The organism is Streptomyces sp. NPDC001889 (assembly GCF_053594535.1).
The window spans coordinates 219,979-233,305 of the sequence record NZ_JBSFER010000013.1 but is presented as its reverse complement, the minus strand read 5'-3'; the positions used below and the strand labels follow the sequence as shown (position 1 = coordinate 233,305).

General features: G+C 75.2%; 9 protein-coding genes. 5 read left to right on the top strand and 4 right to left on the bottom strand.

The window, feature by feature from the left end; all coding sequences use genetic code 11:
* The first annotated feature begins 88 nt into the window (after positions 1-88).
* The 3 genes from ACWCRA_RS17280 to ACWCRA_RS17270 all read left to right on the top strand — a co-directional run bounded on the left by ACWCRA_RS17280 (position 89) and on the right by ACWCRA_RS17270 (position 6,011).
* Positions 89-1,492: a DUF11 domain-containing protein gene (locus tag ACWCRA_RS17280; protein ID WP_451067964.1), complete on the top strand. Its 1,404-nt coding sequence runs from the start codon at positions 89-91 to the stop codon at positions 1,490-1,492.
* Between the two features lie 14 nt (positions 1,493-1,506).
* Positions 1,507-3,639, top strand: coding sequence for a hypothetical protein (locus ACWCRA_RS17275; RefSeq protein ID WP_351547942.1), 2,133 nt, complete (start codon positions 1,507-1,509; stop codon positions 3,637-3,639).
* Between the two features lie 80 nt (positions 3,640-3,719).
* On the top strand, positions 3,720-6,011 hold the full coding sequence (locus ACWCRA_RS17270; RefSeq protein WP_451067963.1) for a DUF11 domain-containing protein: 2,292 nt from the start codon (positions 3,720-3,722) through the stop codon (positions 6,009-6,011).
* Between the two features lie 76 nt (positions 6,012-6,087).
* Here the strand turns inward: ACWCRA_RS17270 and dapF are convergent, their stop codons facing one another.
* The 4 genes from dapF to ACWCRA_RS17250 all read right to left on the bottom strand — a co-directional run bounded on the left by dapF (position 6,088) and on the right by ACWCRA_RS17250 (position 10,187).
* Positions 6,088-7,122, bottom strand: coding sequence for a diaminopimelate epimerase (gene dapF, locus ACWCRA_RS17265; RefSeq protein ID WP_351547946.1), 1,035 nt, complete (start codon positions 7,120-7,122; stop codon positions 6,088-6,090).
* 157 nt (positions 7,123-7,279) lie between these two features.
* On the bottom strand, positions 7,280-8,941 hold the full coding sequence (locus tag ACWCRA_RS17260) for a serine/threonine protein kinase (RefSeq protein ID WP_451067962.1): 1,662 nt from the start codon (positions 8,939-8,941) through the stop codon (positions 7,280-7,282).
* Positions 8,942-9,000: 59 nt separating this feature from the next.
* A complete protein-coding gene (locus tag ACWCRA_RS17255) occupies positions 9,001-9,576 on the bottom strand; it encodes a MarR family winged helix-turn-helix transcriptional regulator (protein WP_451067971.1) in 576 nt (191 codons plus the stop codon).
* Between the two features lie 11 nt (positions 9,577-9,587).
* Complete coding sequence (locus tag ACWCRA_RS17250) at positions 9,588-10,187, bottom strand: DJ-1/PfpI family protein (RefSeq protein ID WP_351547952.1); 600 nt, start codon at positions 10,185-10,187, stop codon at positions 9,588-9,590.
* 165 nt (positions 10,188-10,352) lie between these two features.
* Between ACWCRA_RS17250 and ACWCRA_RS17245 the strand changes: the two genes are divergently transcribed.
* Positions 10,353-11,750 (top strand): aminotransferase class III-fold pyridoxal phosphate-dependent enzyme, encoded by a 1,398-nt coding sequence (locus ACWCRA_RS17245; RefSeq protein ID WP_451067961.1) that lies wholly within the window; start codon positions 10,353-10,355, stop codon positions 11,748-11,750.
* Positions 11,751-11,845: 95 nt separating this feature from the next.
* Positions 11,846-13,288: a glycosyltransferase family 39 protein gene (locus ACWCRA_RS17240; RefSeq protein WP_351547958.1), complete on the top strand. Its 1,443-nt coding sequence runs from the start codon at positions 11,846-11,848 to the stop codon at positions 13,286-13,288.
* Positions 13,289-13,327 lie beyond the last annotated feature (39 nt).

Here is a 13,327-nt window from a genome sequence, read left to right as displayed (position 1 = left end):
TTCTGAGTGGTTATCAGATAATTCACAGGGCTTCGGGGAGGGGTGGTGTCGGCGAATCATCGACCGGCGAGCACGGAGGGCATCCCGCATGAGAAGCATCCACGGCCTGCCCGCGCGGGCACTCCGCCGCGTCAGCGGGTCCATCGCGGTCTGCTGTGTGCTGGGAGCCGGCGTCCTGGCGGCGGGGCCGGCCGGCGGAGCGCACGCGGTGGAGGGGCCGGGCGGTGCGCCGCTCACCCCGGCGCCGCTCACCCCGGCGGCCTCGCCCGGCGCCGGGTCCGGCGGCCCGGCGGCCCCCGCCCCCGTCTCCTCCGGGTCCCCGTCGGCCGGCGGCGCGGCGGGCCCGGGAGCCGATCTGGCCCTCCGTACGGAGTTCACCGCCCGGGCCCCGTCCACCGCTCCCCCGTCCACCCCTCCGGCCGTCCCCACCGCTGAGCGGCTCACCGCCGGCGCCCCGGCCCCGGCCCCCGCCGACGGGACCTACGTCTACCGGGTCACCGCCGTCAACCACGGCCCCTCCCGGGCCGTGGACGTCGTCGTGACCGACGAACTGCCCCGGGCGCTGGTCTTCGTCTCCTCGCCGGACGGCTGTACGGCACAGGGGCGGACGATCACCTGCGGACCGCTGGCCACCCTCGCGGTGGGCCGCTCCCACAGCTGGCTGATCCATGTCGCCCTGGCGCCCGACTACACCGGTGACGGCACCGACATCACCAATGTGGTCGCCGTCACCTCCCAGACCGCCGACCCCGACCCCGGCAACAACACGGACACCCTCACCGGGCTCCCCGTGCCGCCCGGGGCGGGCAGCGCCGATCTCTCCCTCCGCAAGACCGCCGAGCTGCCGCCGGGCAGCCGCCGGGTCACCCCCGGCCAGACCTTCACGTACCGGATCACCGTCCACAACCTCGGGCCCTCCGCCGCCCGGGGCGTCCAGGTCACCGACCCGCTGCCGGAGCTGCTGCGCTTCGTCTCATCGCCCGACTGCCGGCTCGCCGCCGGCTCGGCGCAGCGGGTGGTCTGCCCGGTCCCCGGCCCGTTGCCGGCCGGGCAGTCCGTGACCCACCGGATCGTCGTCCAGGTGCGCGAGAGCGCACCCCGGTACGGCGGCGGGGACAGCGGTGGCCATGGCGGCGGTGGCCATGGCGGCGGCGGGCACGGCGGGGGGCGCGTTCGGGAGATCGACAACATCGCGTCCGTCACCTCCGTGACCCGGGACCCGGTGCCGGGCAACAACAGCAACCCCTCCGGCACCACCGGCCCCGACGGCGGCCCGCTGTTCGTCGTCCACCCGCACCGGCCGACGCATCCGCCGACCCACCCGCCCCGCCCCACCGACCCCGGAAAGCCGCATCCCGGAAAGCCGCACCCGGGCGGCCCGCAGCTCCCCGACACCGGCCGTGAGGTGCCCGGCTGGCTGCCGTGGTCCGCCGGGCTGACCCTGGCCGCCGGCTGCGCCCTCGTGGTGCTCGGCCGCCGCATCGAGCGCTGAGAGGCCCCGCCGACATGAGAATCCTCCGGCGCACGGCCCTCCGCCGCACCGCCCTGGCCGTCCTGGCCGCCCTGTGCGCGACACTGCTCGGTCCGGTGCCCCAGCACGCCACCGCGCGGGACGGGGCACGCGGCGACGACCGCGCCCGCACCACCCCCGTACAGCGGCAGCAGGCCCCCCGCGCGCTCAGCTTCCCCGTGCACGAGCCCTTCGACGGGCCGGCCGGGAATCTGGGCACGCTCACCGGCACCGCGAGCTACCAGAGCGGCGGCTGGCTGCGGCTGACCAGCGCGGCGGGCGGCCAGGCCGGCGGCTGGGAGATGAACGACTCCTTCTCCACCGGGCTCGGCATCGTCGCCGAGTTCACCTACGCCACCTACGGCGGCACCCCCTTCGACGGCAAGCGCGGTGACGGCCTCGCCTTCTTCCTGGCCAACGGCGCCGCGCCGAACGGCACCGGCGCTCCCGGCGGCAGCCTCGGCTACGCCTGCGGCGGCGGCCCGCCCTGCAACCGGTCCGGGGTGCCCGGCGCCTTCCTGGGCATCGGGATCGACGAGTTCGGCAACTTCTCCTCCACCGCCGTCGGCAACGGCGGGCCCGGCACCCAGGCCAACAAGATCGTGCTGCGCGGCGGCGGCAGCGGCACCACCGGCTACCGCTTCGGCACCTCCGTCGACGGCCCCGGCGGCACCGTGGAGACCCGGGGGCGCGGCGACTACCGCACCGTACGGGTCACCGTGGTGCCCCGCGGCGGCCGGCTGCTGGTGTCGATCTGGTCGGACACCGGGCCCGGCACCGCGCTGAACGAGATCGTCACCGACTACGACGTGACCACCATCGCCGGTCAGCCGGCCCTGCCCGCCACCCTCAAGGTCGGTTTCTCCGGCGGCACCGGAGGCGCCACCAATATCCACGAGATCGGCGATCTGAAGATCAATGTCCCGGCCGATCTCTCGGTCACCAAGACCGGCAGCCCCGCCACCGTCCCGGCGGCCGGCGGCCGGGTGACGTACACCGTCAGGGTCTCCAACAGCGACGACAACGACGTCATGGGCGCGTATGTGCAGGACACCGTCCCCGGGCTCACGGGGGTGACCTGGACCTGCACGGCCACCGCGGGCAGCGCCTGCGGACAGCCGTCGGGCAGCGGCAACACCCTCATCACCACGGTCGATCTGCTGCGGAGCGGCTCCGCGACCTACACCATCACCGGCACCGCGCCCGCCCAGCCCGCCACCCTCACCAACACCGCGACCGTCACCGCGCCCGCCGACCGCTCCGACACCGACACCACCAACAACACCGCGAGCGCCACCACCACGGTGACCGCGCGGGCGGATGTGGCCGCGCTCAAGAGCGGTGTCGGCAGCGGCCCGGTCAGCCCGGGGCAGACCTTCGACTACCGGATCACGGCGCGGAACAACGGGCCGTCGGACACCGCCAATGTGCGGATGACCGACACCCTCCCGGCCGGTCTCACCTTTGTCTCATCGGCCGACGGCTGCACGGCGAGCGGCGCGGCCGTGAGCTGTCCGGCGGCCCGCACCCTCGCCGCGAACCAGTCCCTCTCCTGGACCTTCCGGGTCCGGCTCGACCCGGGCTACACCGGCGACGGCGGCGATCTGCGCAATGTCGCCACCGTCACCCACGACGTCACCGACCCCGTGCCCGCCAACAACACCAGCGCCGCCGCCCCGCCACCCGGCGGGGTGACCCGGCCGGTGGCGGATGTGCGCACCGCCAAACAGACCGTGACCGCCACCCCCGTGGCACCCGGCCAGACCTTCGACTACCGGGTCACCGTGACCAACGACGGCCCGTCCACGGCCCGCGGGGTCAGGATCACCGATGTGCTGCCGACCGCGCTGGCCCTGGTCTCGTCGCCGGACGGCTGCACGGCCTCCGGCCGGACCGTGAGCTGCGGCCCCGTCGCGGCCCTGGCCGTCCGCTCCTCGGCCACCTGGACCTTCCGGGTGCGGCTCGACCCGGCGTACTCCGGGGACGGCACCACGCTCCGCAACACCGCCGTGGCCGCCTCGGACACCGACGACCCCAACGAGGCGAACAACAGCGGTACGTCGGGGCCGCCCGGCGGGCGGGTGACCGCGCCCACCGCCGATCTGGTCCTCACCAAGCGGACCGGCTGACCCACGGCCGTCCATCCGAAGGGCTCGTGAGCCGCACAGCGGATGGACGGCTCCGGATTCACGAACGGAATCGATGCGAGATGAGATCGAGAAGACGCCGGCTCCCGGGGGCCGGGGCGGTGGTCGCCGCCCTGGTCTGCGCGGTGTCGCTGTGCTCCGGCACGGTACGGGCCGCCGGACACGCCGGACCGTCCGCCGGGCTCGCGGGGCCGGCTGCCGTACAGGCCCGGCAGGCCGCCGGGCACACGGGACAGGCCGCCGGGCTCGCGGGACAGGCCGCCGGGCACGCCCGGCAGGCCGCCGGACACGCCGGACCGGCCGCCGCGGTGCCGCTCTCCGCCTCCGCGGGCTCCTGGGCATCCGCCGCCTCCGCCTCCGCCGCCGGGGTGGTGACCCGGCTCGCCCGCGCCCCGGGCTCCGGGGCCGCCGTCCCGCCCGGCGGTCTGGTCACCTACACCCTGACCGCCCGGAACAACGGCCCCTCGGTGGCGCGCGATGTCACCGCGACGGACACCCTGCCGGAGGGCATGGAGTTCGTGTCGTCGGTGGACGGCTGCACCGCCGCCGGGCGGACCGTGACCTGCGGCCCCGAGCCGCAGCTCAGCGTGGGCGAGGTCAAGACCTGGACCTTCGTGGTCCAGCTCTCCCCCTCCTACCGGGGTGACGGCACCGACCTCGGGAACACCGCCACCGGCACGTCGGAGGCCGTCGACCCGGACCCGGACAACAACAAGACCGACCCGGTGCCGCCGGACGGGCCCTTCGACCCGGTCTCCGATCTGAACACCGTGAAGGCCGCGCTCGGCAGCGGACCCATCGTGCCCGGCGAGGAGTTCGAGTACCGGATCACCACCCGGAACACCGGACCGTCCGACGCCCGGAACGTCTCGGTGACGGACAATCTGCCGCCCGGGATCACCTTCGTCTCCTCCGCCGACCCCTGTGTGGCCTCGGGCCAGCGGGTCACCTGCGGCCCGCTCGGGGTGCTCCCGCCGGACGCCCGGGTCTCCTGGACGTTCAAGGTGAGGCTCAGCGAGACCTACAGCGGCGACGGCACCGATCTCCGCAACACCGCGACCTCCACATCGGACTCCGAGGACCCCGACCCCACCGACAACACCTCGCCGCCCGTGCTGCCGCCCGGCGGTGTGACCCGGCCGCAGGCCGACATCTGGACCATCAAGCGGCCGACGACCACCACACCGATCTCCCCCGGCCAGACCTTCGAGTACACCGTCACCGTCACCAACGACGGCCCCTCGCAGGCCCTCGCGGTCCGGCTCACCGACACGCTGCCCACCCCGCTGGCCTTTGTCGCCTCGCCCGACGGGTGCACGGCGACCGGCCAGAACGTCTCCTGCGGGCCGCAGGCGGTGCTCGCCCCCGGAGCCACCAGGACCTGGCGGTTCACGGTCCGGCTCGACCCGAACTACCGGGGTGACGGCTCCGACATCGCCAACACGGCCACCGCGGCATCGGACACCACCGACCCCGTGCCCGGCAACAACACCAGCCCGCCCGCCGGGCTGCCCGGCAGCGCGGTCAACCAGCCGTACGCGGACCTCGCGGTCACCAAGGAGGCCGTGGGCACCACCCCGCCGGTCCCCGGCCAGAGCTTCGACTACCGCATCCGCGTCACCAACAACGGCCCGTCGGCGGACGCGCTCAATGTGCGGCTCTCCGACGAACTGCCGCCCGGACTGACGTATGTCTCCTCGTCACCCGCCGGATGCACGGTCTCGGGCCTCGCGATCACCTGCCGGCGGGCCGCCCCGCTCGGGGTCGGCGAGACCATCGAGTACACCCTCACGGTCCGGATCGACCCGGCGTACAAGGGCGACGGCAGCGATCTGCTGAACACCGCCCGCGTCACCGCCGACAACATCGACCCGGCCGGCGGGAACGACACCGACACGGCGACGGTCCCCGGCGGCCAGGTCGCCGCGCCCTCCGCCGACCTGGCGGTCGTCAAGCGGCCGGTGACCAGCGTTCCGGTCGCCCCCGGTGAGACCTTCGACTACCGGGTGACCGTCACCAACCGGGGCCCCTCGCAGGCCGAGGAGGTCAGGGTGACCGACACCCTGCCGTCCGCGCTGACCTTTGTCGCGTCCGACGACGAGTGTGTCTCGGGCGACCAGGTCGAATGCGGCCCGCAGGCCACTCTGGCGCCGGGTGCCTCGGTGACCTGGGTGTTCCGGGTGAAGCTCGACCCGGACTACACCGGGGACGGCTCCGACATCCGCAACACCGCCGTCGTCGACTCCGCCACCCGCGACCCGGTCGACGCCAACAACGAGTCCACCACCGGCACTCCCGGCGGCACGGTCGAGGAGCCGACCGCCGACCTGGAGGTGACCAAGAAGACCCCCTGACCGGGGCGGGGGAACCAGGGGCGGGCCGTCGCAGGAGGACGGCCCGCCCCTCGGGTTCCCGCGAGCGGTCGCCGGGTCAGAGCGCCGTCTCGACGCCGGCCTCCCGGAGCACCTTGAGGTTGTCGCCGCTCAGCGCGTCGAAGGCCGCCGCCTCACCGGGCGCGAGCCGTGTCTCGTACACCACGGGCCCCTCGCCGAGCAGCGCCGCCGGGTCCAGTTCGGTGGTGTGGACGATGGTGCCGTTGCCCTCCAGCACCGGCTGCCAGCGCGGGCCGTCGGTCCGCAGCCAGCTGCGGGCGATCCCGCCCGGGTTGCGCACCACGACCGGCTCACCGGGGTCCACCAGGCCCAGCCGGGAGAGCACCGCGCGCGAGGCCGCGACACCCGAACCGCAGGACGGGGTCAGCCCGGCGCCCCGCTCGAAGGTGCGGACGAAGACCTCACCGCCGCCCAGCGGCCGGACGAAGGAGACATTCGCCCCGATCGGGAAGGCGGCCGGGGTCTCCGCGACCCGGCTGCCGGTGGCGATCAGCTCCGACTCGTCGTACCGGTCGCCGTCACCGCCCCCGCCCCTGCCGTCGTCGCCGCCGTCGCCGAGCACCGTGATCAGATGCGAGTTGGGCACGGCGACCGCCGAGAACCGCCGGGACGGGTGGTACGCGGGCAGCGACCGGTCCACGAACGGCGCTCCGGCGGACCCCGCCACGATCGGCTCCTCGGGGGCGAAGTCCACCGGGGGCAGCTCGACGGAGACCTGCCGCACGCCGTGCGGGGTCGTCTCGGCCGCGCGCACGGTGAAGGTGTGCGGCCCGGTGCGCAGCTCCACCGTCTCGGCCTGGTACCGGTCGAGCAGCAGCCGCCCGGCGCCGCGCATGCCATTGCCGCAGAGCAGGGAGGCGGAGCCGTCGGGGTTGAAGAAGTACGCCTCGGCGCTGCCGTCGCCGTTGTCGGCGATGAAGTACACACCGTCGCCGCCCAGGCCCAGCCGGCGGTCGCAGAGCAGTCGCACGGCGCGGGCGACGTCCGCCTCCGCGAAGTGGTCGGACGGGGCTCCGTCGATGACGAAGATGTCGTTCAGACTGCCGTGTGTCTTGGTGATCCTCAGCGCCATGGTGCTCCGTCCGCTCTCCGGCCGGCTCTCCCGTCCGGCGCCGGCCCGTCCGGCCAGTCTAGGACGGTTCCGGGCGTCGGTGCCGCCCGTGCCGAGCGCCCCGGGCACCCCTCGCCGGCGGGCCGGACACCGCGCCGGTCCGCGGCCGCCCCACCGCTCAGTAGTCGGTTCTGGTGTAGGTGAGCGGGTCGCCGGCCGAGCCCACCAGCTCGCGGACGACCGTGCTGTCGTCCGGCGTCGTCAGCCGGCTCCACTGCCCGGGGGAGCAGGTGGCGGCGTCGCCCGATGTCACCCGGGTCGGCCCCAGCTCCAGCGGTGGCCCCGGCGCCCGGAGCGTGGCGGTCCAGCCGCACTCGTACGAGGGTCCGGTGCCGGTCAGCGTCATGACCCGGCTGCCCCGGGCGCCCTGGACGAGGGTCATGGTGCGGGTGTGGGTGCCCTCGGCGTTGTCGAAGGTCGCCCGCCAGGTGCCGAGATACGCCTCCGGTACGGCGCTGGGCGGCTTCGGCGACTCGCGGGGCGGGGCGGAGGACGCGGACGCGGTGGGGTCCGGCCCGGGGGAGGCCGGGGGCGGGTCCCCGGGCGCGGTGTACCAGACGGCCGCGCTCACGGCCAGGGCGGTCAGCAGCGCGGACGCGCCGAGCACGGCGGCCCGGCGCCGGGTGGGCCGCGGGCCGGCCGGGACGGAGCCGGGGAAGGGCGGGGTGCCGCCGTACCCGGGCCCGTTCTCCCAGAAGCCGGGCTCGCCGGCCGGTACCGGCGGGGGCGGCATCGGGGGGCCCGGGGCATAGGGCCGGGTCGGGGCGGGGTCTGGCGGCTCGGCCGGGAGCGCGTACCAGCCCTCCGGCGGGGCCGTGTCCGCGTTCCGGCCCTCCGGCGGGCCCGTGCGGGCGTCCCGGCCCCCCGGCGGGGGCTGCTCGGTGTCCAGCAGGCGCACCGCGTGCCGGCCCAGCTGGGCGAGGAGGGGACCGGGCAGCCACGGCTCGTCGAACCTCCCGGAGGCCGCGGCCCCGGCGCCGGTGCGCTCCAGCACCTCCGCCGGGGCCGGCCGCCGGCCCGGGTCCTTGCGCAGACACTCCCGTACCAGCGCCGTCAGCCCCTCGGGCACCCCCGACAGATCCGGTTCCCGCTCCACGATCCGGTACATCACCGCGTGCCGGCCGCTGTCCCCCGGGCCGAACGGGTGCCGTCCGGTCGCCGCGTACACCAGGACCGCGCCCAGACAGAAGATGTCGCAGGCCGCCGTGACCGGATCGCCGAGCACCTGTTCCGGGGCCATGAAGCCGGGGGAGCCGATCACCGACCCCGCGCGGGTGGGTCCCCCGGTGGTGTCGGTGTCCAGGGCGCGGGCGATGCCGAAGTCGATGACGCGCGGCCCGTCGATGGTGATCAGCACATTGGAGGGCTTCAGATCGCGGTGGACGAGTCCGGCGGCGTGGATCTCGCCCAGCGCGTGGGCCAGACCCGAGCCGAGGACGCGCACCGAGTGCTCGGGGAGCGGGCCCCGGGCGACCACGGTGTTCAGCGCGGGGCCGGCGACATAGCCGGTGGCGACCCAGGGCACGGGCGCCTCGGTGTCGGCGTCCAGGACCGGCGCGGTCCACCGGCCGCCCACCCGCCGGGCCGCCCGCACCTCCCGGCGGAAGCGCTCCCGGAACTCCTCCTGCCCGGCCAGCTCCCGCCGGATCAGCTTCACCGCGACCGTGCGCCCCCGGTCGCTGCGGGCCAGATAGACCTGGCCCATCCCGCCGGCGCCGAGCCGGGCCAGCAGGTGGTAGCCGCCGATGCGCTGTGGATCGCCGGATGTGAGCTGATCCATCGCCGCGTACCTCCCCCGATCGCGAGCACTGCGGACGGGAGTCGAGGATAGTGCGCTTCTCACTCCTCCTGGACGGTGGCCAGGGCCCGGGAGAGCTGTTCCAGCACGCGGACGGTCTCGGCGAACCGCTCGGGGCCGAGCACTCCGGCGAGCCGGGCGGCCAGCTCCGCGTGGCCGGGGTCGAGGCGCTGGATGGCGGCGCTTCCCTCCTCGGTGGCGCGGAGGAGTTTGGCGCGCCGGTGCGCCGGGTTGGGCTCGTAGGCCGCGAGACCCCGCTCGACCAGCAGATCGGCGATCCGCTGGACGCTCTGCCGGGTGATGCCCATGGTCCGGGCGATCGCGGCGACCGGCTGGGGAGCGCGGTTGACCGCGCCGAGCACCTGCCACCAGGCCGCCGTCAGCCCGGCCTCCTTCGCCAGCCGGTCGGAGACCGCGATGAAGTGGCCGTTCAGCCGGAAGACGCCGAGGGCGGCGCGGGTGAGGAGATCCTGCTGCCGCCGCCGGTCCAGGGGCGGTCCGTCGCCGTGCGCGGAGGGTCCGGCGCCGTCCACGGGAGGCCCGGCGCGGTCCACGGGAGGTTCGTCGCCGTGCGCGGAGGGTCCGGCGCGGTCCACGGGAGGTCCGTCGCTGTCCATGAGGGGCCCGCTCACGCTTCTTCGAGGACCGCGAACGCGGAGGCGTCGGAGTCGTGGAACAGGCGGTACCAGGCGTCCAGCTTCTCGCCCTCGTACACCCCCAGCGCGGCGAGGATCTCGCGGGCGAAGGCGACGGGCTCGGTGGGGCCCGCGGTGATCAGCCCGCCGTCGGTGACCGCGTCGGCCTCGCGGTAGCGGTCGCCGCCCGCGTAGCCGGTGGCGGCGAGGTAGGAGGAGACGGCGCCGGTGTGGTCGCGCCGGTCGAGCAGCCCCGCGCGCGCCAGTCCGGCGGTGGCCCCGCAGATCGCGGCGACGGGCGTGCCCGCGCCGAGGAAGGCGCCGGCCGCGGCGGCGAAGGGGGCGAGGGTGTCGCCCGTGTCCCAGGCGCTCGCGCCGGGGAGGATCAGCAGCGCGCTCTCCTCGGGCCGCAGCCCGTCGAGCGCGGCATCGGGCTGGACGCGCAGCCCGCCCATGGTGGTGACGGGGTCGGTGGTGAGGCCCACGGCGCGCACGGTCCAGCCGTGCCGGGCGAGGTGCGCGGTGGCGTAACCGGTCTCCCAGTCGGCGAGGGTGTCGTAGACGGCGAGATGAACGGTCCTCGGGGTGCTCATGGGGTACTCCTCCGCCGGCGCCGATATGACATCAGCCTGTCATGACGACAGTAGGCTGTCAATGTTCGATTCCCGGACGGCGCGACAGAACGCCGCAGCGGGACCGGGTACGGCAGACAGGGTGGTGATGCCGGGCCCCCGCCGCGCCTCCCTACGCTGGGCCGCATGACCTCATCAGCGCAGCCGCCCGCCGCCACCCCGCTCGCCGCCGCCGCCACCGCCGATCCGGCCGCCGGTGCCGCCGTGAAGGCCATGGACCGCGCCCATGTCTTCCACTCCTGGTCCGCCCAGGGGCTGATCGACCCGCTCGCCGTCGCGGGCGCCGACGGCTCGTACTTCTGGGACTACGAGGGCAACCGCTATCTCGACTTCACCAGCGGGCTCGTCTTCACCAACATCGGCTACCAGCACCCGAAGGTCGTCGCCGCCGTCCAGGAACAGGCCGCGCGGCTCACCACCTTCGCGCCCGCCTTCGCCGTGGAGGCCCGCTCCGAGGCGGCCCGGCTGATCGCCGAACGCACCCCCGGCGACCTGGACAAGATCTTCTTCACCAACGGCGGGGCCGAGGCCGTCGAGAACGCCGTGCGGATGGCCCGGCTGCACACCGGCCGCCCCAAAGTGCTCTCCGCCTACCGCTCGTACCACGGCGGAACCGCCACCGCGATCAATGTCACCGGCGACCCCCGGCGCTGGCCCTCCGACAACGGCACCTCCGGGGTCGTCCACTTCTGGGCGCCCTTCCTCTACCGCTCGCCCTTCCACGCCACAACCGGGGCGGAGGAGGCGCAGCGCGCCCTGAAGCACCTGGAGGACACCATCGTCTTCGAGGGGCCGGGGACCATCGCCGCGATCGTGCTGGAGACGATCCCGGGGACGGCGGGGATCATGGTCCCGCCGCCCGGATACCTCGCCGGGGTGCGGGAGCTGTGCGACCGGTACGGGATCGTCTTCGTGCTGGACGAGGTCATGGCCGGCTTCGGCCGCACCGGGAAGTGGTTCGCGGCCGAGCACTTCGGCGTCGTACCCGATCTGCTCACCTTCGCCAAGGGCGTCAACTCCGGCTATGTGCCGCTCGGCGGGGTCGCCATCTCGGCGGAGATCGCGGCGACCTTCGAGACCCGGCCCTACCCCGGCGGGCTCACCTACTCCGGCCACCCGCTGGCGTGCGCCGCGGCCGTGGCCACGATCCGGGTGATGGCCGAGGAGCGGGTGGTGGAGCAGGCCGCCCGCATCGGCGAGACCGTGCTCGGGCCGGGCCTGCGCGAACTGGCCGAGCGGCACCCGAGCGTGGGCGAGGTGCGCGGCCTGGGCGTCTTCTGGGCGCTCGACCTGGTCCGCGACCGGGAGACCAGGGAGCCCCTGGTCCCGTACAACGCCACGGGCGAGGCGAACGCGCCGATGGCCGCCTTCGCCGCCGAGTGCAGGGCGCGGGGGCTCTGGCCCTTCGTCAACATGAACCGTACGCACGCCGTGCCGCCGTGCAACGTCAGCGAGGCGGAGGCGGAGGAGGGACTGGCGGTCCTGGACGCGGCCCTCACGGTGGCGGACGGCTTCACCGTCTGAGAGGCGTTCGGATCACCGGGTGATCGGCCGCAAAGGAATCGACGGGCACGGCGTGGGGGCCTGCCCGTCGGCCCGGCGGCCGATGGACTCGCCTGGTGATCGATACCGCGCCCCGGCCCTCCCCCGCCCCCGGTGTCCGTGCCCCGCTCCGGGCGCCGCGCCTCTCCGCCCGTACGGTCGCCCTCGCCCCGGCCGCGCTGATGCTGGTGCTCGGGGTCTGGGGGATCGGGCGCGAGGGGACCCTGTGGGGGGACGAGGCGGTCACCTACGAGATGGCCCGGCGGACCGTGCCGGGCATCTGGCGGACGCTCGGGTCGGCGGACGCCGTGCACGGTCTGTACTACCTCCTGATGCGCGCCGTCTTCGCCGTCCGGGACCCCGGGCTCGTGCCGCTGCGGCTGCCGTCCGTGCTGGCGATGTGCGCGACGGCCGCCGGGGTCGCCCTGCTCGGCCGGCGCCTCGCGGGCCCGCGCGCGGGGCTGCTCGCCGGCCTCGTCCTGCCGCTGCTGCCGGTCGTCCAGCGGTACGCGCAGGAGGGGCGCTCGTACGCGATGGTGTGCGCGCTGGTGACGTTCGCGACGCTGCGGCTGCTGGAGCGGCGCTGGGGGGCGTACGCGGCGCTGATGCTCGCGGCCTGTCTGCTGCACGAGTTCGCGGTGCTGGCGCTGCCGGCGCACGCGGTGACGGTGCGGCACAGGCCGCCGCGCGGCTGGGTGACGGCCGCGCTGGCCGTGGTGGTGGTGCTGGCGCCGCTGGCGCTGTTCAGCACGACCCAGGCCGCCCAGGTCGACTGGATCGGCCCGCCGGGCCCGGCCGAGGTGGCGGCGTACGCGGCGCTGGTGCTGGTGGGGTGGGGCTGCGCCCGCACCCCGGGCGGCGCGGCGGTGCGGGCGGTGGCCCTGCCGCTGCTGGCGCTGCCGATGGGGCTGCTGCTCGCGGTCTCCTGCGTCCATCCGCTCTTCGTGGACCGCTATGTGCTGTTCCATGTCATCGGTCTCGCCCTGCTGCTGGGCGCGGTACTGGACCGCCACTGGTCCCCGGCCGCCGCGCTGGCGACCGCAGGGGCGGCGGTGGTGACGCTGGTGGTGTTCGGGCCGTATCTGCGGTCGCCGCAGAGCCGCAAGAACGATGTGGGGGCGGTGGCGGGGGCGGTGGCGGAGATGGCCCGGCCGGGGGACGGGCTGCTCTTCACCCCGATGCGCCGCCGCGCCTGGACCCTGGTCCACCCGGGGGCCTTCCGCGGCCTGACGGACCTGTCGCTGGGGAGCCCTCCGCGCGCCTCCCACACGCTGTACGGCACCGACGCGCCCCCCGGGGTGATCCGCGAGCGGCTGGCGCGGCACGAGGGGAGGGTGGTGGTGGTCCAGGACCTGGAGGGGGAGCCGCTGGACGCGGTGCGCGGGGAGGAGGTCAAGCGGGAGGTGCTGCGGTCCCGCTTCACCCTCTGCGAGGAACGCGTGGTGAGCCGCGCCCGCGTGGGCCTCTACACCCCGGGCTCCTGCGCCCGGGGACCGGTCCTCAACCGCCGGACGGGCTGATCAGCCCCAGCCCCGCCGGCGATTGAGGCGCGGGGGTTC

Excerpts from the sequence above, each read along its gene's own strand:
- ACWCRA_RS17280 (WP_451067964.1), top strand. The coding sequence starts at position 89 with ATGAGAAGCATCCACGGCCTGCCCGCGCGGGCACTCCGCCGCGTCAGC.
- ACWCRA_RS17275 (WP_351547942.1), top strand. The coding sequence starts at position 1,507 with ATGAGAATCCTCCGGCGCACGGCCCTCCGCCGCACCGCCCTGGCCGTC.
- ACWCRA_RS17270 (WP_451067963.1), top strand. The coding sequence starts at position 3,720 with ATGAGATCGAGAAGACGCCGGCTCCCGGGGGCCGGGGCGGTGGTCGCC.
- dapF (WP_351547946.1), bottom strand. The coding sequence starts at position 7,122 with ATGGCGCTGAGGATCACCAAGACACACGGCAGTCTGAACGACATCTTC.
- ACWCRA_RS17260 (WP_451067962.1), bottom strand. The coding sequence starts at position 8,941 with ATGGATCAGCTCACATCCGGCGATCCACAGCGCATCGGCGGCTACCAC.
- ACWCRA_RS17255 (WP_451067971.1), bottom strand. The coding sequence starts at position 9,576 with ATGGACAGCGACGGACCTCCCGTGGACCGCGCCGGACCCTCCGCGCAC.
- ACWCRA_RS17250 (WP_351547952.1), bottom strand. The coding sequence starts at position 10,187 with ATGAGCACCCCGAGGACCGTTCATCTCGCCGTCTACGACACCCTCGCC.
- ACWCRA_RS17245 (WP_451067961.1), top strand. The coding sequence starts at position 10,353 with ATGACCTCATCAGCGCAGCCGCCCGCCGCCACCCCGCTCGCCGCCGCC.